The 23767-nt window shown below is 40.3% G+C and carries 19 protein-coding genes; 2 read left to right on the top strand and 17 right to left on the bottom strand.

Translation table 11 applies throughout. From position 1 onward, the window contains the following. Positions 1-520: 520 nt before the first annotated feature. The 13 genes from ACFIJL_RS03870 to ACFIJL_RS03930 form a co-directional block, all read right to left on the bottom strand. Positions 521-679 carry a hypothetical protein gene (locus ACFIJL_RS03870; protein ID WP_375622708.1) on the bottom strand — a complete coding sequence of 53 codons (159 nt, stop codon included), beginning with the start codon at positions 677-679 and terminating at the stop codon, positions 521-523. A gap of 684 nt (positions 680-1363) precedes the next feature. Further along, on the bottom strand, positions 1364-2368 hold the full coding sequence (locus ACFIJL_RS03875; protein WP_375622710.1) for a phage tail protein: 1005 nt from the start codon (positions 2366-2368) through the stop codon (positions 1364-1366). After that, positions 2365-3504, bottom strand: coding sequence for a tail fiber domain-containing protein (locus ACFIJL_RS03880; protein WP_375613652.1), 1140 nt, complete (start codon positions 3502-3504; stop codon positions 2365-2367). The genes ACFIJL_RS03875 and ACFIJL_RS03880 overlap by 4 nt, the downstream gene beginning before the upstream one ends. After that, the gene (locus tag ACFIJL_RS03885; protein ID WP_375622712.1) at positions 3501-3983 is read right to left on the bottom strand and encodes a hypothetical protein; all 483 of its coding nucleotides are present in this window, start codon (positions 3981-3983) and stop codon (positions 3501-3503) included. Before ACFIJL_RS03885 ends, ACFIJL_RS03880 begins: the two co-directional genes overlap by 4 nt. 344 nt (positions 3984-4327) lie before the next feature. Further along, positions 4328-5791 (bottom strand): hypothetical protein, encoded by a 1464-nt coding sequence (locus ACFIJL_RS03890; protein WP_375622714.1) that lies wholly within the window; start codon positions 5789-5791, stop codon positions 4328-4330. A gap of 53 nt (positions 5792-5844) precedes the next feature. Next, on the bottom strand, positions 5845-6039 hold the full coding sequence (locus ACFIJL_RS03895) for a hypothetical protein (RefSeq protein ID WP_375622716.1): 195 nt from the start codon (positions 6037-6039) through the stop codon (positions 5845-5847). Positions 6040-6094: 55 nt separating this feature from the next. Next, complete coding sequence (locus ACFIJL_RS03900; RefSeq protein ID WP_375622718.1) at positions 6095-6313, bottom strand: hypothetical protein; 219 nt, start codon at positions 6311-6313, stop codon at positions 6095-6097. 22 nt (positions 6314-6335) lie between these two features. After that, complete coding sequence (locus ACFIJL_RS03905; RefSeq protein ID WP_375622720.1) at positions 6336-7031, bottom strand: hypothetical protein; 696 nt, start codon at positions 7029-7031, stop codon at positions 6336-6338. 83 nt (positions 7032-7114) lie between these two features. Then, positions 7115-8233 carry a N4-gp56 family major capsid protein gene (locus tag ACFIJL_RS03910; protein ID WP_273791303.1) on the bottom strand — a complete coding sequence of 373 codons (1119 nt, stop codon included), beginning with the start codon at positions 8231-8233 and terminating at the stop codon, positions 7115-7117. A 445-nt stretch (positions 8234-8678) separates the two neighbouring features. Then, complete coding sequence (locus tag ACFIJL_RS03915) at positions 8679-9452, bottom strand: hypothetical protein (protein WP_375622722.1); 774 nt, start codon at positions 9450-9452, stop codon at positions 8679-8681. Between the two features lie 427 nt (positions 9453-9879). Further along, positions 9880-11721, bottom strand: coding sequence for a portal protein (locus tag ACFIJL_RS03920; RefSeq protein ID WP_375622724.1), 1842 nt, complete (start codon positions 11719-11721; stop codon positions 9880-9882). Beyond that, positions 11721-13082 (bottom strand): PBSX family phage terminase large subunit, encoded by a 1362-nt coding sequence (locus ACFIJL_RS03925; protein ID WP_375622726.1) that lies wholly within the window; start codon positions 13080-13082, stop codon positions 11721-11723. Before ACFIJL_RS03925 ends, ACFIJL_RS03920 begins: the two co-directional genes overlap by 1 nt. Before the next feature lie 638 nt (positions 13083-13720). After that, positions 13721-14083, bottom strand: a complete 363-nt coding sequence (locus ACFIJL_RS03930) for a hypothetical protein (protein ID WP_375622907.1) — start codon at positions 14081-14083, stop codon at positions 13721-13723. Between the two features lie 1527 nt (positions 14084-15610). On the opposite strand from ACFIJL_RS03930, the gene ACFIJL_RS03935 reads away from it, so the two are divergent. After that, complete coding sequence (locus ACFIJL_RS03935) at positions 15611-15979, top strand: helix-turn-helix domain-containing protein (RefSeq protein ID WP_375622909.1); 369 nt, start codon at positions 15611-15613, stop codon at positions 15977-15979. A 2068-nt stretch (positions 15980-18047) separates the two neighbouring features. Here the strand turns inward: ACFIJL_RS03935 and ACFIJL_RS03940 are convergent. The 3 genes from ACFIJL_RS03940 to ACFIJL_RS03950 all read right to left on the bottom strand — a co-directional run bounded on the left by ACFIJL_RS03940 (position 18048) and on the right by ACFIJL_RS03950 (position 20349). After that, complete coding sequence (locus tag ACFIJL_RS03940) at positions 18048-18443, bottom strand: hypothetical protein (RefSeq protein ID WP_375622728.1); 396 nt, start codon at positions 18441-18443, stop codon at positions 18048-18050. A 274-nt stretch (positions 18444-18717) separates the two neighbouring features. Further along, positions 18718-18849, bottom strand: coding sequence for a hypothetical protein (locus ACFIJL_RS03945; protein ID WP_375622730.1), 132 nt, complete (start codon positions 18847-18849; stop codon positions 18718-18720). Between the two features lie 264 nt (positions 18850-19113). Further along, positions 19114-20349 carry an MFS transporter gene (locus tag ACFIJL_RS03950; RefSeq protein WP_375622732.1) on the bottom strand — a complete coding sequence of 412 codons (1236 nt, stop codon included), beginning with the start codon at positions 20347-20349 and terminating at the stop codon, positions 19114-19116. 1528 nt (positions 20350-21877) lie between these two features. Here ACFIJL_RS03950 and ACFIJL_RS03955 point away from each other — a divergent pair. After that, positions 21878-22249, top strand: coding sequence for a helix-turn-helix domain-containing protein (locus tag ACFIJL_RS03955; protein WP_375622734.1), 372 nt, complete (start codon positions 21878-21880; stop codon positions 22247-22249). Between the two features lie 236 nt (positions 22250-22485). Here ACFIJL_RS03955 and ACFIJL_RS03960 read toward each other — a convergent pair whose 3' ends face one another. Continuing rightward, the gene (locus tag ACFIJL_RS03960) at positions 22486-23625 is read right to left on the bottom strand and encodes a hypothetical protein (RefSeq protein ID WP_375622736.1); all 1140 of its coding nucleotides are present in this window, start codon (positions 23623-23625) and stop codon (positions 22486-22488) included. Between the last annotated feature and the right edge of the window lie 142 nt (positions 23626-23767).

Genomic DNA, 23767 nt, shown 5'->3' on the forward strand with positions numbered 1-23767 from the left:
GAAAACCTCAGAAAACCTCAGAAAACCTCAGAAAACCTCAGAAAACCTCAGAAAACCTCAGAAAACCTCAGAAAACCTCAGAAAACCATATGAAAAGCTTTTGAAAAAAAATTCCTCATCGAAAATTTTTACAAGGTATTTTTTTAGATTATACTCTGTTTTCCACCTAAAATGATGATTTTACCACCTAAAACCAAAGAGAAATGCATGTCACCTTGCATGCTGTGTCAGCTTTCCCAAAAGGACAAAGCCCACACCGGTCTTTAAATAATGGCAATCAATAAACAATGGTTTGTAAACAATCTGGCTTCTTATCTAACAGATTTGACTTGGCTTCCCCCTTCAAATGCATCCTTGTAATGTATCCCCTGTCCAGAGTTATTCTACAAAAAAATGCTGCGTTAGGAATACGCACAGATGAAAAACACCCCATGCATAAAATTTTAACCACATCTCAAACAATGGTATTTTACAACACAACGGGATAAACTATTGTCTTATAGATTTTCTCGTATCACTCTCATCCTGTTTCAAGAAGTTGCCTGATACGCACAAAATGCCATCTCAGAGGGTTCAATGCCTCACCATGTACTACAACGCATCGCCAACCTGCTGCTCTTGCCAACAGTGCACCCATTTTGAAAACAAAGAGTGGCTTTTTTCCTACACGCTTTGCCAAAAAAGGGAGCGCTCCATTTTGCTTTTTCTCGCTTTAAATAAACATATCCGTTGACCTCTTTCCGCCACCCTCAAAGGACAAAGGTTTTAGCCCTACATCGGTTTGTAAACAATCCAACTCTTCTGAAAGGATTCCGTCTGCTACTCACTTATATGGTTCACTTGCATGAAAACTCTACGAGCAAATCCTCCCCAGAACATTTGCTAATGTATTAAATACTTTAAGCTATCTTACTGATATCACCACCTTCAATAATAGTGTTTTAATGACGATGTTTTACAGTATAATAGGATAAAATTTACCCATGGGTTTTTTGTCATCGCACAGCAGCGGTTTAAACCCAGCACTTGAAATACTGTATCACGACACCACAAGAGAGAGGCATTTGGGATAAAATCTTTATTCCTCAGCAAAAAGCGCCATGAATAAAGAAAGGTTTTTTGTTCTCCCCCTACCTTCAATAATCACTGTCTTGATCCTCTAAAGAACAATAGGCAAACTTACCTTTAGACATCCAACAAAGGCAGCACAAAAAATAAAAGAATAAAGAGAATTGAGTTTTTTCTAAAGCGCCTCAAAACTTTCTACACAATATATTCTATAAGACTTTATATTCTATAAGACTTTTTCTCATAACAGATATTTTGCAAGCATTTTTATCTTTCTCTCACACAGCTTTCATTCTCAGGCTTTGACGGCATAAACCACCGCCATATTGACGGGGCGTGTTTCATCACCCCCTGTTTTTTGCAACAAGACCTTATGTTCATGCTCTCCCGCAGCCTTCGTTAACCGATCTTTATTGTAGACTTGAGCCAGATGTCTATAATATTCACCGTGATTCATATCCCAAACTACCTCTTCAATCATTGGATAACTATGCTGGTGGTTACCTGCTGAATCTGTTTTTCCCTCATGGGTATGGGATTGAAAAGACTCTTCTTGTCGGCTTCCCAAGCGACGTCCTTTATCAATTTCTTTTCCACTATCGAGCCCCCGTAAAAACATTCCACGCAAATCGGGAACATTGAATGTTGTTCTCCCGTCTCCTTTTCCCCATGTTTCTCCCAGAACAGCAAAGAGATTAGCATAGTTCCTTCGCGAATATTCTTTACCATCACACAGTAACCATCCAGAGGGTATTTTTTCTGTAGCAAAAGTCCCGATAAATCCAGAAGAAAAAGTTTCAGGCAAAGGAGGAAAGGGCGGAATTTCAGGAAGTTTTATAGTAGGATTGGTTAAAAACCAGCCATCAGCATTTTTTCCGGCAATATCACGCGTATAGACGATCTCATAAAGCCCCCCTTTTTGAATTTCCCCGCCCTTTAAAGGCATAATACCCTCTGGCGTTGCCATATAAGTTGGTCTTGGCGGCAATTGATTTAAAGAAATATTTGTTATTCCTCTGTTGACGCCTTGTGCTTTAAAGCGCACAACAATGCCATCCATATAAGTCTCAAAAAAAGACTTTGTTGCCAAACGAAGTGACGTTCTCTCATTTTTCACATCGACAGTAAACTGTGTTTCAATCACGCCCCCATTATCCAACAAATATTCTTTGATGCGTTGCATCATAGCGCGAGCACTATCATTGACTGTGCTTGGCGGTTGCCCTTCTGCCCAGTTTATATTCTCGTCGACATAAGCATTTTCTGATGCAACAATTGACCAATCATAAATTGAACTCATAGAAGATACTCTTTTTTCAAAAAGGGAAAACGAGCAAAAAATGAAGAAAAGAAAGCCGCAATTTTATTTTTAGATGCCGGCATTTTCTCCATTTTCATTTTTTCCATTTTCAGGCCTATTTTGTCATAATCAACATGCAATAACTTTGTTTTCGCATTGACATAAACAGCTTCAGGGTTCACACGCAACACGTCTTGCGCCATAACGCCCTGATAACGTTGTGGATTTCCCTTATAATTAAAGGTATAAAGTGGATATCCCTTTTTCTGCCCCACAGGGATAATATTTTCTTTTGCTCTCACATCACAAAGCCCTAAAATTCCTCCGACCAATCCAAGCACTTGCTGCGCATCACGCAATGGATCTTTTGTCACAGAAGGCATTGTCGTGGATTTTCCTGAAGTCGTTCCGTAATTTCCAGCAGCCTGTGTTCCTACCTGTAACAAACTTTGCAATCGGTTCCAATCTTGATTATCTTTTTCTGACCATTTTTGGCGTTCAGCATCTAAGACATTTTGGCGGTTTATATCTTGAATCATGCCCCCTTTCAAAGCATTGCTTTGCACGTTACTCTGTCCTTGATAATAGCTATTTGCCGCATTAACTTGATCATTCTGAGAGCGATCAATCATCTGGTTTGCATTCATCATATTGTTAATATCTTGATTATATTGCTGTGCTGCAGCATTTGTTGCCAAGGCGCCTAACTCATCGGCCAGCACACCAGTATGAGCCCCAGAGCCATAACGTCCTGCTCCCGACATCGATTGATTAATTGCATCGGACGTTTTATTCAGAGCATTTTGCAATGCAGTATTAAATTTACTATTGCTTCCAATCCAGCTTCCCTTAGCCATACCGGAAAGATTTGTAGCGCTGTTGGTTGGTGCACTCAACCATTGCGTTACCGTTGGATTGTTATAGAGCCCTGCTGCTTGTTGTAAACCGGTCAGCGCATTTTTTGTCATATTGCTAAGACCAGCGACTCTGTCTCCCTGATAAACGTTTCCGCCAATTCCTTTATTATAAAGTCCAAGTGCATCAGCACTGGCTTGTTTAAGAATATCAGCCGCCCAAGCAGGTGGAGCATTTGTTTGTGTTGTTGTCTGCACTTGAGGTGTGGTTTTTCTACTCATGGGTTCAGAACCTTTCTATATTGAATAAGATTACGAGAATATCCGTGATGAGCGAGCTTTTTCGCCCATCCAGTTCTTCCAAACATGTGCATTTCTTCAGCATTGATTGTTCGCGCCCATTTTTCGACTTCATCAATCAACTTGACCAATTTCAGCCCTCCCTCTCCCGCAAGATCAGCGAGAACGACGCATTTTTTTCCCGTATGGGTTATTTCAACTTTGGTAATTGCAAAAGCACTAAATTGGATTTTATTTTTTAAGACCAGCCACAATTGTGCTTGTCCTGTAGCGATTTCTTCAGCAATTTTTTCCAGACAAACATCATCCGGAAAGCGCTGAACATATTTTTTCAATGCAGCATTGAGTGCCTCTTGATAGGGAGCTATTTTTTCCCATGGCCACTGCTCTGTCAGATGAGCAGAATATAAATCTTGACTCTCTTGCATCATAATTTTAGCTCTTTTAGCTTCATCACTCATCTCCCCTCAAATTACATCCCCCTACGCATTTCACGCATTCCATGCCCCCCGCACAATAAAAGAAAAAAAGCCCCATCATCCCTTTGTCACAACAAAGAGGGAACTTTTTTCTTTATAAAAATAAACCATGGTGCAGCCTATTTTCCTTTATCGCAGAAAAGCATGAAACATAACGCACCACCTTGTTCTTCATATTATAAAGACACAGCTTATCGCATTGTGCCTTTGTTTATAAAGGTTTGGGAAGCCTATGGGGCATTTGTTCTTTAATAATAGAGGCTTGAGCCTATCGCATGGTATTACAAAAGGACATGCCTATCGCATGGTATTATAAAAGGGCATGCCTATCGCATGCCGGCCCGCGTCAATTCCACATCAAATCCAGTGACATGAGTCCAATTCACCCCTTCAGGAATACGCAATTTAAAGCGATAAAACCGTGCCCTTGCACGACAGTGAATTTGTCCAGTATTATAAGAGGGCTGTTTTTCTGGCAACCAAACAGTTTCCTCTTCAAGAGATTGTCGAAAGCGCATTCCCACAGACAAATAAAACTTTCCACTATTGACTTGAGGCATAATATTTTTCACCCGTGTTATCATGCCATTTGTCTGCCCCATTTCTTGTGATGTCACGACACAAGCCATAGGACACCCAGAAAACGAACCCAGTCTCCCCTGTTGATCAAATGCCCCCAGAATAGGCGATTCATTTTTCCAAGCTTTACTATCGAGAGAAAAGGACAAGTCATCAATATTCTTAGTCACAAAATCAAGACCTTCTAGGGTTGTTCCGGCTAAGAAAATAGGCAATATCATTTTGATATCGACGAGAGCTTTTGTCCATTTTTGCAATCCCCAATCATAAATGAGCAAGATACGTTTATGAAGGTTCTCATCAGAATCAACCATCCAATAAACACGATTATACACCCCATCGATAGCCGCAGACAGAGTGTACAGATTATCCTTCCTTGATTTTGCGGTCATCGTTCGATCGACTTTTTCGAACCCAATGGGTATAATCTGTCCCTCATTTGTTATTTGATAAAACCCGCCCTCATCGGCAAAGAATGCTAAATCGCCTCTACAAACAATTGATTCAGCATTTTTTGCGCCTCGTTTATCGTGGATTTTTTGGAAACTAAAAATAATCTTAGAGCCAGGGATAAAAGAACCAGCATAGATTGCAGAACGCATAAAGATAATTGGATTTGTTGTCTCGGTTGCCCCTTGGACGAATCCGCCATCAGGAAAATCTTGATAATCACAACTTTTTTTCCCCACGGTCCAAAATTCAGCATCATTTAATCCAGACCAATGAACCCGTCTTGGATACTCAGTTAATTTCATCAAACAAACGAAATCTCCCCAGATTCGAACAATCCCTGCCTGTGGTGGATTTCCTCCTAAATTTCTAAATGTTTTATCATGATTAATATCAATCACTTGTGGTTTATCATTGGCATTCACAGCAATGATAAAATCACCAAACAAAGCAAAAGACCACGGAGCATCAACATTAGCCAGATAAGGTTTTCCTTTTTGGCTAATATCTTTCCAGTTCATTGTTGTATTATCAAGTAAGAAGATTTTTTCTCTTGTCCCGACAATAATAGAAACTCCATTTTTTGTTTTAACCGCAAGAGTGCCTAAAATTGGCTCCGGACAAGGCTCTGATAAAGGCTCAAAACTTGGCATAGGGATATAGGAGCCATCAGCTGGGAGCACATTAACAAGTTCATCGGTAAAAATTCCATTGATATCCGCCACATCGGGTCGATAATCAGCGATTGGGAAAAAAGCCATCAAGACCCCCATAAAATCTTTGAAGAGCCCAGTGCCATTCAAAACACCAAGGCTTATTGATAAAAAACCACAAAAGCCCTTAAAACTCTAAAGGCATAAAATTCAACAAAATAAACAACCTTAGGTTGTTTAACGCACCAAAAAAAAACGATACCATCAATAATAGCCACCCCAACGCCACCCACCAGCGCCAAACCAAAATCAACTGCCCGCAAATCAACCCCCACAATGACGGGGGAAAGAGCCATCAAAAGCCCCCCATAAAATCTTTGAAAAGCTCAGTGCCATTCAAAACACCAAGGCTTATGGATAAAAAACCACAAAAGCCCTTAAAACTCTAAAGGCATAAAATTCAACAAAATAAACAACCTTAGGTTGTTTAACGCACCAAAAAAACGATACCATCAATAATAGCCACCCTAACGTCATCCACCAGCCCTTCACCATCAACACCCAACGGCGTATCCAGCCATAAGGGACAAACCAGCCACCAGTGCCAAACCAACCTTCAACGCCAACCATAAACGATTTGGAAACAAGTCTTTTAAAAACGCATTGGGCGAATCTTTGAAGAATCTTTTCGGCGCGATGTTTCAATACGCAAAGCTTGAAGCTGTTCTTGAAAATCTCTGAAAGAAACGGCGGCATATTCAGGATCTTTAAGGATATTTTTATAAAGTTCATATTTTGCTCGTGCTTTAATAAGATCAAAAGCATAAATCAACCAAGGGTTATCATCCTCTTTCAGCTGTTCATCGGCAAAATGAACAGGAGCATAAGAAAGCTGTACAGTTTCCACATGTTCTGGTGTTGGAAAGAGTCCTATTTTTTGATCAAGGTAGGTATAAAAGAATGGCGTTCCTAGCGCAGGATGCATACCATATTGTTGATGCAACACTTCCAAGGGCTTAAAGAACAACTTTGTTGGTGTTGCACTCTTTGTTACTAAAAAGACGCCCTCCAAACTCTTTTCTGCTTCAATAAAAACCCCCTCTTCTTGCCCATACCATGTTTTACCACTTTGTGTTTTAAACGTCCTTTCTCTTTTTTCATTAAAGAAAAAGGGTTCGCGTTCACACAAACGCAAAGCCGTAAAAATTGAATCTTGAATTTGCAGGGAATATTCCGCTGTTGTATCATCAATTTCATCTTGAATAAGCGCGACCATATAAGCAAAAGTTTTAGAATGGTCTGAATGTGTAAGGTTTAGATTTTGGGGATCAGTGGATAAAGTGGTCATAAGCCTGTCCTTGTTTCTGGAAGCATTTTAAATTTTTCCCCCAACAGATCCCTCTTGTTGGGGGAAGAGAGCAAGCGTTCGCTTTAAGCTGGCGCTCCATAAGTTGGAATGACAATAGTGCCAAAATCCTGAGCCCCTTGCGTACTTCCTGGCAAGGTAAAGCAAGTTTTTTTCATACCGATAATGGTTTTTGCCGCAACCCCGAATTCTCTTTCATAGTCGAAGAGTTCTTCCACCAATTTATAGCGTGTCGCCCCTCGATCTTTACCAAAAGCAATCACAGCACTCTGTGCACCAAGCAGAACAGCCCGCCGCACATTTGGTACAGCTTTGTTAGCGGTTCCAGCTTCGACCCCTTCGGTAATATGTTCAGCTTCGCGCAAAACCACACCATTATACATGCCCAAAGACCCATCATAGAGCGGATTTTTGATACGACTTCCACTATAGATTGCCTTAGTAATGTCGAGCCATTGCCCCGCATCAGTATTGGTTCGCAATTGTGTCACTTGGGTTGGATGTAGATAAAGCACATAGACATTTTCGCCATCAATCCGCACAGGTCTAATTTTAGGATTTGCCAATTTAGCCCGTTCAACTGCTTTATCAATCAAGCTGAGATCAAAAACATCGTCTTCTTTTAAGTCCTCATCTTTTGCTTTATCATTAGGACGTACCACACGTTTATTGGTTGGTGCCGTTGGCGCATTAAACCCATAATGAACTGGTTTAAGGGTAATCGTGCGTCCTTCAAAGTTAATTGTTTTTGCGGTATACCCGCAAACTTGAATGAAGAACATCATACTCAGACGATCTGCATACCAATCAACCAAACCATTTTTTGCCTCGGTGCGCAAATCATGGAGAATTCGTTGTTGATCAATCGTTCCCTCATTTTTGACACGCACAGCATGAACGAGTTCATTAATTGCCAAGCGATCATTGAGAAACTGTAAAGCTTCTTCATTGCCTTCCAATGTCTGCCCTTCGCTCACCCCATCGCCTAGCAACTGCACACGCAAATTAAAGCTAATAGCATCCCCACTTGCTTTCGTGGTTTCATCTTTTAATTGTACGATACTGTTTGAATCATTTCCAATCAACGGTGCAATTGGAAGTGCTTTTGAGACTTCTTGGTTTAGTAATTTAGACCATGTGCGCACTGCCATTGGATCATTAAGTCCGATATAAGTTACAGTCATTTTGTCCTCTAAAAGTTTTATTGACATAAAAAACCCGGCAAAGCGCCGGTTGTTAAAACACCACATTTCATTTCAAATGGTGAATAGGTTGTTTGTGAGTTTTATCTAATTTCTGTTAGCGTCTGCCTCCCCCTTATAAGAGCTCTCCTCTCCACATCCGTGTTTAAGAAATCCCCCCGCATTCTCCTGCGCCAAAAGCCTCTTAACATTCCCGCAAAAAACACTCCCCCGCATTCTCCTGCGCTAAAAGCCTCTTAACGTTCCCGCAAAAAACACTCCCGCATTCTCCTGCGCTAAAAGCCTCTTAACGTTCCCGCAAAAAACACCCCCCGCATTCTCCTGCACCAAAAGCCTCTTAACATTCCCCGCAAAAAACACTCCCGCATTCTTCTGCGCCAAAAGCCTCTTAACATTCCCGCAAAAAACACCTGCCACATTCTTGTTTTTAAAATTCTCTTCCCCCCATTAAACGATTAAAAGCGGCTTTATTTTTAGGATCAGCAACCCAAGCGCTAAACTCTGCTTCTGACATTTTATCAAGCATATCCAAAGAAATCGGCCCATTTGGCGTCAAGCCGTTATAAGCAGCAAGAGTACGTGCAGAATTGTGTCTTTCCTGTAAATTTTCACCCATGTTATTGGGAACATTTGTGTAGCCAATTTTTTGTGCAATAGAGTAAATCACTTCAGCCGGATTTTGATTTTTTTGCGCACAATCGCGCAAGATCTGCTTCAACTCATCACCAATTATCGCATCAATATTTTGGGGATCTGCCATCTCAGGATAGAGCGAAGCACAAGCTGCCAACTGTTTAGCCCGCGTTTCATAAATAAAATCAGCTGCTTGATCAAAATCATGATGCTTTTGTTTAACACTGGCAACAGACTGCTGAAAAAATGCATGCAACTGTTCTGCTTCGCGAGCAAGAGAAGGCTGTTGTTTTTCATGTACAAGCCCTTGTTTTTGGAGTGTTTTTCCCAACCATTGCATATAGCCCATAAAGTCTTTTTGCGGATCTGGTGGAACATCTTCTCCCCCTTGAACCTCTTTTCCAGCCTTTTGCGAAGAGTCCTGTTGTTGATGCACTTGCCCTTGAAAATTATCTTCAAGAGTTTTTTCTTCTCTTGCAATTTCACCATCTTCTCCCTCTTGTGTTGAGACCAGAAAATCTTGTTTCAATTGGTTTTGTTCTGCCGGCGTTAAGTGTTCTTGATCCATGACATTAGCCTTCTCTTTTTTTAAACAATAAAATCAAATTTTTCAGATAAAACAGCCCATAAGCACTTATCCCCTCAATGTTCTCCCATCATTTGAGCACCAGTATTCCCCCCAATGCTCTCCACCCCACATGACGGCAAAACTCCCCTCTCCACCCTACTTTTCCCAACAACACTGCCCTACAAAACAGTTCTTTTAAGAAAAGGGAGCCCATTGCACTACAAAAATCGATAAGCCCATTCTGCGCCCACCATTCCCACCATGTTCACCCCACATGACGGGCAAGACTCCCTCTCCACCCTACTTTTCCCAACAGTCCTGCCCTACAAAACAGTTCTTTTAAGAAAAGGGAGCCCATGCACTACGAAAATCGATAAGCAATTTATGATATATGGCGTTTATCAGAAGTCACGCATGACAAAGCACCCTATTGTTGAGCCTTTGCTGTCTGCAACATCTGCATTATCTGCTCTGTCCCCACATTATCCCCCATCTGCGCTGAGGCATTTTGCTCTTCTTGAAAAGAGTTTTGCGCCTTTATCGCAATTTTATGAATAAGTGAAGCCGGTAAAGGCGAATAGCGTAAGAGATCGAGCATAATCTCAGGCGTTGTAAAATTTTGCATCAAAGGCAGCAATTGCATGATCAGTGCAAAAGTACGCTCTTTTTCATTAAGACTTGTTGGTGCATCATCCACGACAATATCATATTCCAAACTTGTCACCATTTCGCGTGTCAGCGGCACATACTGGGCATTTTCATCACCAGCAATACGCACCAACCGCCCATCGGACAGATAATTTTGAATAAGATAGAGAATAATTTTTCCCTGTCGTTGCCGATATCGACGCAACCCATCAAAAAAGGAAGCCAAAAGATTAAGTGACGATTGTCGTCGTTGTTGTTCAAGAATACCAGGCTGATTGACAGCTCGCGTCCCAATAAATTCAGAAGACAACCCCGTCACCTGTTCGAGTGCGCTCTTTGCTTCATTAAACAATTGAAAAAAACCTTGCGGAAATTGCGCCACGGGTTTAGGTTGGATTCTTCCGCCAGACACAGCCCCACTTTTCAACCAAGTAATGCTATCGGCTCTAGCCCAACTCTCGACGGCTTGTCGATCATCATCAAAAGCATCGCGTTCTGCCATAACTCCGCCTTTTGATTGGCTATTAAGCAAATGCATCACTTGACTAAAATATTTATTTGCCCACCGTTGCGGATCTTTTGTTGGCTTGACCAGTCCATAAAATTGTCGGCTTAACTTATCAAAAGTACCGGTAATACACTCCCATCCCAATTGATTGGGTGGCCCCAAGGGCTTATCAGGCGCCTCGAGCAGCTTTCTACCTAAAAATGCCCGTTTGACAATTTTTCTGTTCAACCTTGTTGCCTGGACATGAGGAAAGGTTTTGCTTAAATTTTGGAAATCCTGCTCTGAATAATCGACAAACTTTCCACTTTGAGGCTCAAGGACTTTATAAACCACCTCGCGTTCAAACCAGCGACATTCCGCCAATGTCACCATTTTAGGACGTTGATAACAGCTTGCCTCTTCTCCCTCTAGCAGATCCCCTCCCTCTGCTTGATAACTTTGTGTCATTCCATTGCTGGTTGGGTGTAAAAAGCTCTGATATTTAACCCAATCAGCATGAAGATCGCTCCAATGAACATTGGGAAACATTTCCTGCGCCACAGCAAGCGGTTTTTCATCAATATACCATAAGCGTTGAGCATCAATGAGATTAGACTTAACAGCACTAGCATCCCACACCATTTTCATAGGGTCCAGCCGCGCAATGACTGGTTTTCCTTGCGGATCTTGTTCATAATCAAGGCGTGTATCTGTCCAGCCCATTCCGCAAATAATTGCATCTTGAAAGGCATCGGAATCTTCGTATTCCCCGTCAGCTTCATCACGAAACCATTCGGCTGCTCCTGTCAGAATCTGGTTTGCAAAGGCAGCGCCTTCTTGTCGTGGAATAAATTGCACTTGCCTTTTATTATTGCGCTCAGCCCCGATGACAGCATTAATTAAAGGTGCAATACGATTAAAAGTCATCACGGGTCTGTTTTGTTCGTGCAAGACAGCCAAGTCTTGCTCATTCCATTGCCGTCCATTATAAAAATCGTAATCTTCTTGGGCATTTTTTCGCCATTTTTCGACATGATCAATATCATCCTGATACCAACCCACGAGTTTTTTAAAGAGAGCTTGATTTTCAAGCGTTTCGATTTGATTAAAAGAAGAATTTATAGAACTATTCATTAAAAAGCCATCCATGAAGTTTGAGAATGGTGAGAAGAGCGATAAGGTTTTTTTTGCGCTCTAGCATTTGGTTGTTCATAAGCCACACACATCAGTCCAAAGGCATCGGCGCCATGGCTTGCCCAATCATGTTCAGCGCCTAGTCCGATATTGCGCTGTTCATCACGCTTTTCATGATACCAGGCGAGCGCTTTTCTCCCGGCAGATGTCGTTTCACGATTAAACCATAGAGCAGGAAACAACCGCCTTACGGCTTCGATACGCATTTTAACAGCGCCTGTTCCTTGGTTAGGAATTATTTTGGTTTGAAAACCGGCTTGTTGAAGGGCACTTTCAAAACTCACATTATAGACACGATCTTTTGTTGCGCCATCATGAGGCAAAACCATAAGAGCCTTTTCATATCCCCTTTGAAAGACCCAGCCCACATGTTCTGAGAGAGGTTGACCTTGGGCTTCATAATAATCGAGCACTCGGATTTCCCGTCCAACAAATTGCGCGACCCACAATGCGGTAGCATCAGCCTTTGCGCCTGTTCCCCCGATATCCCAAAAGATTCTCACCTGCATCAAAGGATCCCGTGGAACAGTGGTAATCCGCCCTTCCATTTCGGCTTCCAGCAGGCATTTCTGATAATAAGCCCCTTGGACAGCTTGGAGATATTCGCCTTCCCAAATATGGTTATACTGCTCTGGTCTTTGCTGCAAATCGTCCATTCGATCACGATTGAGTTTTTCAGGAAATTGCGGATTATCACGCCAATTGATTTCCACCCCTTTGATATGAGGATTATCGACATTTCGGAAACGTTTTTCCACGGGTGCATTTTCATGGCACGGGTTCCATGTGACCCATAATTCTGCATTCCAATCTTTTCCTTCTTCGCGCAAAGTTGGAATAAGTGTTTGCCAAGCAGTTTCTGTCACGGGCTCGGCTTCATCGACCCAACAAAGGAAAACGCGTCCCATTGATTTAATACTTGCGATATTGCGATCAAGCCCAGCAAACACATAGACGATCCGTCCATCTTTTGACTTAATATATTTATCGCCGATTTCATAATAGTCTTGTAAAAAAGGATAAGCTTCGATAGCGCGTTTAATTTCTTCCAAAGAACTTTCATTAAGAGAATTTTGAAATTGCCGTGCACAAAGAATAATCCCGCGTTCTCCAGCCATTCCATGGCGATATCCCACCACGGCCGACATCAAAGCAAAAGAACGTGTTTTTCCAGAACCGCGTCCTCCCCAAGCAGCTCGCACATCGGCATTTCCAGTAAAAACAGGAATAAGCTTTGGAATAACAGCCACTTGAGCCGTATTCTGCTCCATTTTTTGAGAAATTTTCTGAACAGTTGTCATTATAAATTTTCATACTTGAGCAATAATTGCCTTTAGCAATAATTGCGCTACACCCTTTTATCCCAAGTTTACTTATCCCAGAGCAATTGAATGAAAAGCACCCTTCTCCAAAGCAGCACTTTGTCTTTTCTTCATCCCACATGTTATCCCATGTTCGTTATCGCACATGTTCAATGAATGTCACTTTTTTGTATGGGGCTCCCCTCACCCCACATACACATGATATGCGCCCCTAAGCATGCCTCTCCATCACGCCCCTCAAACACCGCGCCTCTGTCCCCCACAAAGCACGATATCCGCCCCAAGTTCCTCTTCTAAAGCCCCCCAAAGCACACCCTCATAAAAGTCCGCAAAAGCATCACACTTTTTAAATTTCACATCCTCACGCATCCCTTATCAAAGCGGATTTTTCACGTACCACACTCAAAGACCATGCATCCCCCCAGACAGCCATGTGCCCCAAAAACACCATATGCACCGAAGTCTCCTCCAGTCCACATCCTCACACATCCCCCACCAAAGCCCAACAACTTCACGGCTCACACGCCTAAAGCACACGGCCCTTCACCACAACTTCAATTATAAGCTCTCAAACAGGCATAAAGCACCCCCGTTCAAGAGACGATATCCCTCAACCCTCAACAAGCCTCAGCGCAACATTTTCCAATATCACAAGCCTCAGTAGCCGAAGGATCACGCTTCTCTGGTTCGGTATTTTTAGGCTTCACTGGTACAATCTCGATACGTGAAACTGTTTTGACATCTCCCCCTGCTTCTCCCGTCACCTGAAGAGGCAAGACTTTTGCCAGCAGCGAAAAAAACGGTACGGGATTATTCAGCGCATGATATTGCAGATAAGACACCAACCCATCTTCACCATAGTGATATCCAGCCTGCTCAGCAGCTGTCAAAAGAGCTTCATTAAATCGCTTTGTTGTTTTATTCAAAGCCCCTTTTTTCCGCCCTCTTCGACGTAAGGGAAGACAATGTTCATCTACCATCATCATGTTCCTTCCAACTAAAGAGAAACCAAAATCTCAAACACAAAAAATGACATGAAAATCAGCAAAAAAACTTAACAAGCAATCAACAATTAAAAATGAGACCACCCCCTAAAAGACAAAAGCCCACATAAAGCCCAAATCCTCCGCATCATTTTACAGATACACGTTTTTACGCTTTTACGTCTTTAAAGAAATCAGCCAAACGAAACGCTCAAATCACTACCCCGCACCGCTCTGTCAACACGGGTCTATCAACAACCCAGCTACTCACTCTAACGGCTTCTCCTACTAATTTCAGATCACCACACCTTAAAGAGCAAAAATTCTTACAAGTACGGGTCGACAATTCCACTTCAAAAAACATATTTCCTCACTGGATCAAGCGTCCATCCTGCACCGGTTTGTAAACTATAATCCAGCCTCTTACTCAACAAATCCCTCTTATTGACTTCAGATCTCCGTTCCATTCACAAATGCGCGCGCTCTAGTCCTCTGACCACATTCCATGCCATAACAAAAGCATAAATTCTCCACATCATTTTACGAATTCACGTTTTTATGCTTTTCCATCTTTACAGAAATCAGCCAAACGAAACTTCCAAACTAACCCACCACTCGATAAACAAGAGTCTGTAAACAATTCAACTTTTATCACGTATATTGCACTTGGAAAACACCCCTCACCACGCCTCAAAGGATACTGTTTTACCAGAAACGGACATAACCCCTACCCTCCAAATATCCAGACACTCTCACAAAAAGCACCGTATAAATTGATATGCTTGAAGGTCCCTCGACGGCATATCCTTGCCTCTAATGCCCCCATCTCAGCCTACCTCAAATGACAATATTTTACAGCATAAGGCATAAGAAGATAACGAGACAATTTTTAAGATACAAAAAATGCTCTCATTTTCCAAATCTTTTAATTGTTCTTGCCAATCTTCTGAAACTACTTTACTGATAGGCTTATGTTTTTGATCGTCCACGCAACGGTCAAATAGGGAGTTGAAAACCCGAACGCTCGGTACATAAATTTATCCCGCTTTGCGGATATCCCGGAATTCCGGGAGTTTTTGCTATGTCCAAGTGCTTCTCAGCACTAAAAGCAAAAAGCTGATCCGAGTGTCAGTATTTTCAACCTCCCGGAATACTCATGCGAAGGCGCTCGCAACCGGAGGGGAGCTTGAAGTGCAAACTAAAAATCCAGATTTCGCACTTTTTTAAAAAGTACCCAATCTTATAGTCTTTGAAATTATTTTGATTTTTCTTGCCAATCTTCTGAAATTGCCTTATGAATTGATCTGTGTTTTTGATCGTCCACGCAACGGTCAAATAGGGATTTGAAAGCCCGAACGCTCAGTACATAAATTTATCCCGCTTTGCGGGTATCCCGGAATTCCGGGAGCTTTTGCTATGTCCAAGTGCTTGTCAGCACTAAAAGCAAAAGGCTGGCTGAGCTCAGTGCTTTCAAACTCCCGGAATACTCATGCGAGGGCGCTCGCAACCGGAGGGGAGCTTGAAGTGCAAACTAAAAATTCACATTTTAATGACATTTCAATAGGTAAAAGAATCCGTCACAGACGCATTTCAATGGGACTTTCTCAAAAAGAGTTAGGAAGCCATTTAGGTGTCAGTTTCCAACAAATCCAGAAATACGAAAAAGGCTCCAATCGTGTAAGCGCGGGATGTTTGCTCGAAATTGCTAAAAAACTAGCAGTTCCTATGAACTTTTTTTATGCGGACCTTTTAACAGCAGATATTCCCACAAAAGAACATGCCTTACACCACGATCAAGACACATACAGCGAAAAAGAACACGCACTTTTGAAAAACTTTAGAGAGCTCCAGCCGAAAAAACAAAAAGCAATTTTGTGGTTAATTTCTGATTAGACAAAAGAGCATCAATCGACATCCTTTGCCAATATCCCCCTCTGCCTAAAGCCTTGCCGCCTGATACCACCACATCTCAAAAAACGGTTTAGGCACCGGTTTACAACATCATAGGATAACAAACTTCAAAATAGGATAACAAACACCAAAATCTTGGAAAGACATCCCCACCCCTCTCACAGAATTTTATCAAGAGATCTCTTCTGATTTAAACGCACAATTCCGATTGTATCATTATGATACCTTTTTACATTTACCTTGTCAAGTTTTTATATTTTTCTTTTGATACTTTTGTGTTTTTCTTTAAGGGAGCCACATCCCTCAAAACACCTTTCCTGCAAAATGCCCCTCATACAAAACACAATGTCTAAAACAACAAGAGCTAAAATAGGATTTTTCCTAAATAGGTATCCCTCTAAATGGGCTTCCGCCTAAATAGAATTCCCTCTCTAAATAGGATTTCCCCTCTAAATAGGATTTCCCCTCTAAATAGGATTTCCCCTCTAAATAGGCTTCCCCTCTAAATAGGCTTTCCCCTCTAAATAGGATTTCCCCTCTAAATAGGATTTCATTGTATTGCTCATTCCACCCGCTTACTAAAAAAACACCTCTCAATGCTTCTCACACCCATTTCACGGATATCCCCCATACAAATATAGATGCAACTATAATTGTTAAGTTCCGCATAGAAAATAAACGCCCACCACGATTTTTCTCTCTTCACATCTCTTTACACATCAGCTCTGCAATCTGTTCACAGCCATTCCCCACACACTCTTCTCCAGAAAACGCACTTCAACAGCACTCTTCATCCCAACTTTCTCCTCCATTCACGAAGACACTTTCCCCCAATCCTTCTCACCACTCCATACAATAACAATATATTGATTTATAATGATAATTTAGCATTATTGATACTGATTAAGAGTTCCAAACATCGTAAGATTCTCTCATTTCAAATCCCTCCCATGTTGAATCAATCAAAATCACTCGCTTGCACGTCAAAAGCAGGGGAGAGCCCGTATGGATAAAAAACGATTAAGAAAGGAATAAAATGGCTCTTATGAACCGTCTCAAGTGCCAAGGGCTGTATGCCAAGGGCTGTAGCCAACACCCACGAGCTAGCACAAATATAATGATAGTGTGCCGGCTTGCTCTTTTATGAAGCGTAAAGATAGGGGTGCTCAATGGATTTATCATTATACCATGACAAAAAAATGCACAATACACAAAGCACAAATCCTCCGCATCATTTTACAGATCACCGTTTTTACGCTTTTACATCTTTACAGAACGTAAGCCAAATAAAATTTCCACATCACCACTCCGCACCGCTCTGCAAACACTGGTCTGCAACAATCTGATTTCTCGTCTATCAAATTCCCCTGCTGATTATTTCATATGGTTATCACGACACCTCAAAGAATACCGTGTCATCAGACAAGACTGATTAAGCCCTGCCCTCAAATATTCCCCACACACTCTTCTCCAGAAAACGCACTTAACACCCCTCTTCATCCCAGCTTTCCCCGCTCCATTCACAAACGCGTCCCCTAGTTCTCTGACCACATTCCATGCCATAATAAAAGCTCTCACAAAGCACAAATCCTCCGCTTCATTTTACAGATTCACATTTTTACGCTTTTACATCTTTACAGAACACAGCCAAAGGAAACTCCCAAACCACCACGCGACAATTTGATAAAAACAAAACACCTTTCCAACAATCTCAAACAACAGATTTCTGTAAAGAGTTCATATGAATTTGATTGTTTAGATCTGACTATTAGATTGGCATACAGAGCCGTAGAACAGAAAGTAATTTTCTATAAGACAGAAACGATAAAAGCGCTATATAACTGAGACAGAACATGAAGAATTGCAAACAGATAAAACGACATCTTTCTTCGTTACAACACTGAAATTGTAACCGAAACGACGAATAATTGTCATCTGAACATGTAATTTTCACATCTGCAAATTTTTATTGATTAATTCAATCCCAACACTTCCCCTGAAACACATTTCTTCATTATCTACTTCTTTGAGACAAACCGGTAAAGGGGTTTCATCGATTATAAGTGCGGATATAATAACGCGTTACTCCAACCTCATCATAAGAAACCATAGACAAGATACCTGTCTTTATTGGCGTTATTTGATAAGTCAAGATTACACCATTTTGCTGTTTGTTTGGTTGATCTGTATAGATCACGTTATATCCATTCCGTCGCAAGAGATTAATAAATACAGGAGTAAAGTTGTCTTCTGTTTTATTTTTTTTCACAATAAGTGTTGTTGTAGCGGGCGGTAAAGGTTTTTTAAGATTACGGACAAAATCGTTAGCAATTAATTTTATATCATCTTGCGTAATATTTGGACTGACATAACTTGATGAATAATTACTGATAGATGCACAACCAGCCACCAATACAAGCGGTAACGGAAATAAATATTTTGACATCTTAACTCCCCTATTAATTGCATTCTCTTCTGAGAAGCTCCTACACCAGAAATAAGAGCCTCCTTTCAAAGAATAGCCTTAACAACATATTTCTTTACTATCAAGCATTAGTTAATCACTTTCTCGCTTGTTTAAAAAAACGACCACCATCTCTCATAGTACTCAAAGCTTATGTTTAAGACACAAAATATATATGTTAAAAGTACGAAAAAACACATGTAAAGCATGTAGTATACATATAGTATATGTATACTTACTTTCATAGAGTGTTGCATTACATAAACCAACGCACAGCACCCTTCATTTCCCCTCCATTCACGAAGCCACTTCCCCCCAATCCTCGCACCACATTCCACGCCCCCAAAAGCTCAAAGTAACCAAAAACACGCACAATATATAAATCCATAAATCCTTCGCTTCACTTTTACAGATTCACATTTTTACGCTTTTACATCTTTACAGAACAAAGCCAACGAAAGGTTCACCACCCCGTACCACTCTATAAACAACGGTCTGTAAAGAATTCAAATGCTTGCCTAGCAAGTTTCCACCAATGACCACTCATTCGTTTCAGATCACCCCCTTCAAAGAGCGGTGTTTTTACCTCATGAATAAGATAATGAGCGAATCGTCTTTAGAAAAAAGAAACGGCATGGAGATATAAAATATATCAATGGTCGTCATCGACTGTCGTGTTAAGAGGTGTTAACTCTTTATTTTTCTTAATTTTTACAACGCCAATAATTCCCGTGGAAATAATTAATGCGGACATCGCTAAAAAAGAGCTTAACAATCCCACGAGAGCCAAAAGTCCAGCAATAAAGCCAGACATTGCTTCCGCAGAGTTTGCTAAAGTTGAAAAGGTTCCAAAGCTCTTACCAAAATCTTCACGACGAGAATATAATTGAATAGCTGAGACTAAACCAATATCCACAAAGGCACCAATAAATCCTAGAACAAATGCTAACACGAGAAGGAATTTTAAATAAATTTCTGCAGCTAAGGGCATAACAAACAGAATAACCCCATAAAGAAGCCAAAATATCATGAGCTTCAACGATGTAATATTTAATATAATTTTACTATATAACAAACCACCAACAATAGTTCCAACAGCCATGAGAGAAAAAATATAACTCACAAAGCTTTCCTCTCCCCCCACAAAAAGAACAAAAGCTGGAATTAAAAATCTTAAAATAGCACCCGTAAAGAGAATAGCAAACGACGATCCAACGAGCGTAATAAATAAATTATTATTTTCTGTAGAAATATATTTAAGATATGAAGCTGTTTCTCGATAAATTTTTATAAAATTGAATGATTTATTCTCGCTTGAATTTAAATTCATGAGATTAAATAACACGATAATAGATATAAAATAGGTAAAAAAATCAAAAATGAGTACTGCCGATTTATTTGCTAAAAAAAGCAGTATGGAACAAACCAAAGGGCCAATGACAGCTGCCGTTTCCATGATAATTTGAGCAATGCTATTGGCCTTTGTAAGATCTTTTATTGAAAACATTCTGGGAATAGCAGCTTGAAAACTTGGTTGGAAAATACTTCTTCCTATCGTTGTACATATTGCTGCAAAAATAAGAACAATGATATGTGCCGTACCTGTTATATAAGTTATAAAAACAAACAATGAAGCTAATAATCTCACAACTTCACTTAAGATCATATTTTTCTTCAAAGAAAAATTATCCGCTAACCAACCTCCTATAGGGCCAAAAAAGAGAAAAGGGATAAATCGAAAAAAATACACAAGACCTGTAAAAAAGGTGTTATCTGTTAATTCTAAGACCAGTAAAATAAAAACAACTTCATAAGCATAATCACCAACTTTGGAAATAAAGAGAGAGCAAAAAAGAGCTAATGGACTCTTTTTTAAAAATAAATTCATACCAACCATCCGATATTAAACTTTTCTACAGTTAAAGTTACACTTCCTTCGATACAATTGGTGATATGAACTTCAGAAGAGTCTTTTATTCTAATAAATCGCTTAATAAATTAAGTGAAAATTTTTAAAGAAATACTCCTCTTGATATAAGCATTTACTCTAATATCAAGTAATATATTAATTTTTCTTGCTTATTTGCTTTAAAAAAAGAAAGAATGTAAAAATTATGAGATCACAATCTTCCATATTATTACATTGACCTCCACCCCACGTCTCAAAAAATGAAAATTCCCAACCAGCACTAGTCTACAATCCCACGTCAAAAAGCAACTTTCCCCACAAAATAAAGCTTACACCCACCCACGCCTCAAACGACAGCACGTCATCAGGCTCAACAAATCAAGCTCTATCTTCTGATAGCCGCCATCCATCACACATCTCTTTGCAACACCCGCCTTACCCACACTCTCCTCTTATCCATGCGCACTCTCTTCATCCTCCATTCCTCCTTTTTCTCTCCCGTCACACACTTAACAACTTAACAGCACTCTTCCTCTAAACTTCCATTCACGAAGACACTTCCCCCCAATCCTCGCACCACATTCCACGCCCCCAAAAGCCCAAAGTGACCAAAAACACGCACAATATATAAACCACAAATCCCCCACTTCACTTTACAGATTCACATTTTTACGTTTTTACATCATTACAGAACAAAGCCAACGAAAAGTTCACCACCCCGCACCGCTCTATAAACAATAGTCTATAAACGAACCCAGCTTTTTGCCTAGTACCCTTACAATCTTCAGACACCCCCCCTCAAACGACAACACTTCATCAGGCTCAACAAATCAAGCCCTGCCCTCAAATATTCTAGCTCTTCACTCCCCCTAAAAGAGCAGTGTTTTACGGCATAATAGAATAGAAAATTCTTGATTGTTCTTGCCAATCTTCTGAAATTACTTTATCACTTAAAGTGTAATTTTGGTCGTCTACGCAACGATCAATAGGGATTAAAAACCCGAAGACTTGACACATAAATTTATCCCGCTTTGCGGGTATCCCGGGATTCTGGGAGATTTTGCTATGTCCAGGTGCGATGAGCACTAAAAGCAAAATGCTGATTCGAGGTCAGTGCTTTCAGGCTCCCGGAATACCAATGCGAGGGCGCTCGCCCCCAGCGGGGGGCTTGAAGTGCCAACCAAAAATCCATATTTTGCACTTTTTTAAAAAGTACCCAATCTTATAGTCTTTGATATTATTTTAATTTTTCTTGCCAATTTTCTGAAATTGCCTTATGAATTGACCTGTGTTTTTGATCGTATACGCAGCGGTCAAATAGGGAGCTAAAAGCCCGAAAACTCGTACATGAATTTGTCCCGCTTTGCGGATATCCCGGAATTCCGGGAGTTTTTGCTATGTCCAGGTGCTTCCCAGCACTAAAAGCAAAAAAACTGATTCGAGTTCAGTACTTTTAGACTCCCGGAATACCAATGCGAGGGCGCTCGCAACCGGAGGGGGACTTGAAGTGCCAACTAAAAATCCACATTTTATCGACATTTTAATAGGTAAAAGAATCCGTCACAGACGCATTTCAATAGGACTTTCCCAAAAAGAATTAGGAAGCCATTTAGGTGTCAGTTTCCAACAAATCCAAAAATATGAAAAAGGCTCAAACCGTGTAAGTGCCAAATGTTTACTGGAAATCGCCCAAAAACTAGAAGTTCCCGTAAACTTTTTTTATGCCGATATTGCCACAAAAAAAGATCTTTCAACAAAAGAAAATGCCTCACACCACGATCAAGAAACATACAGCGAAAAAGAACACACCCTTTTAAAAAACTTTAGAGAGCTCAAAGCGAAAAAACAAAAAGCAATCTTGTGGCTAATTTCTGATTAAGCAACAGCGCAACGATCAACGTTATTCCATTCATATTCCCCTAAGTCAAATTCAAACCAGCTTCCCCTCAAACGACAGCACTTCATCAGGCTCAATAACTCAAACCCTGCCCTCAAATATTCTAGCACACCACACCCCTTCAAAGAGCAATGTTTTACGGCAGATAGGATAATCAGCTGCATTTTTGTTGTCACTTATAATTTTCCAATGACTTTTGAATGCCTCTATTAATCTTTTTATAGCACTTTTACTCTTTTTAAAGCTTCTTTCTCTGCTTCTTCTTTTAACTTCATGCCATTGGCGCTTTCGTACCTTTTTATTGTTTTTTCAATCTGATCATCAGTCCCTGCTTTAAAGACAATCATTGTTTCAAACGGACGAAATAATGACGATTGCGAAATATGAAACAAGATATTCGTACGCAAATTGCTTGGATCAAAATCGCTATACCCTTTTCTTTTTAAGTCATGGATAGATATCGCTTTTTTTGACATAGCAAGACCAATAACATCGCTATTTTTCTCACCAAAATCTAGTACTTTTAAAAGGTTATTTTTAGCGTCACAAACTGTCGACATATTCATGACTTCGTTAAGAACTTGATCATTTATGTCAAATTGAGCATCTATGCCAAAAATGAATATAAGATCACGCAAAGAACAAGCTTTTTGAAAATAACAAGCATTGTACAAACGTGAGGGAATCCCAAGACAGTTGACTGCTCCTCGAATGATTTTTATAGCGAGCTCATATGATTTTTCATCTAAACAAAAATCACGAATGTCTGGAATGTAGATTTCTTGTGTTTCTTGTAACGGTGCAACTTCACTGTTTAATGCACGATCAATAAGCTTTTCTAACCAATTGTAGCTCTCACTATTATCCTGCTCTCGGACAGACGATCTGATCTCTTCTAAAAGATTGTACAGCCCATGCTCGTCTCTAAAAGCACGCTCTCTTCGATCACACGTCATTAGAAATGTATAGTAATCTTCTCGTTTGTCCGGTATAGATGATGCGTCAATTTCTGGATCATTCACTTTAAATGGATCAACGCTTTCTCCACTTTTAACAGATATCGAATGCTCACCTCTAATAGTATCAAAAACTCTCGCCCCTTGCTCCTCCCTAAAAGAAATGCCTTGTTCAAGAAACATCTTTAATGGATTGGAATCATCCGGTGTTAACGATATACGCTGTATTAAAGAGTCCAAAATTTCCTGTTGAAGCTTATCATCACTTATTAACGAATCTTTCCTATCCTCGTAGAAATCCTTTAAGCCTTCTGGAATACGCCGATTGTAACTCTTAACTTCCTTTGCAAACCAGCTGTTAATTAATTCCTTGTTTGTGGCTAAGTTTGTAGCTAATTTCATGAGATTATACCCCCCATTTAAATTTCAAATGATCCTTTTTATCAATAAACTCCAATACAGTTCTTATTAAAGTTCTTGAAAAAAGTTCATTATCTGTTTCTTTTACTTAATATTTACCATATTATAGTTTATTGGTAAATAA

The sequence above is a fragment of the Bartonella sp. TT119HLJHH genome (assembly GCF_042193385.1).
Classification (GTDB): domain Bacteria; phylum Pseudomonadota; class Alphaproteobacteria; order Rhizobiales; family Rhizobiaceae; genus Bartonella.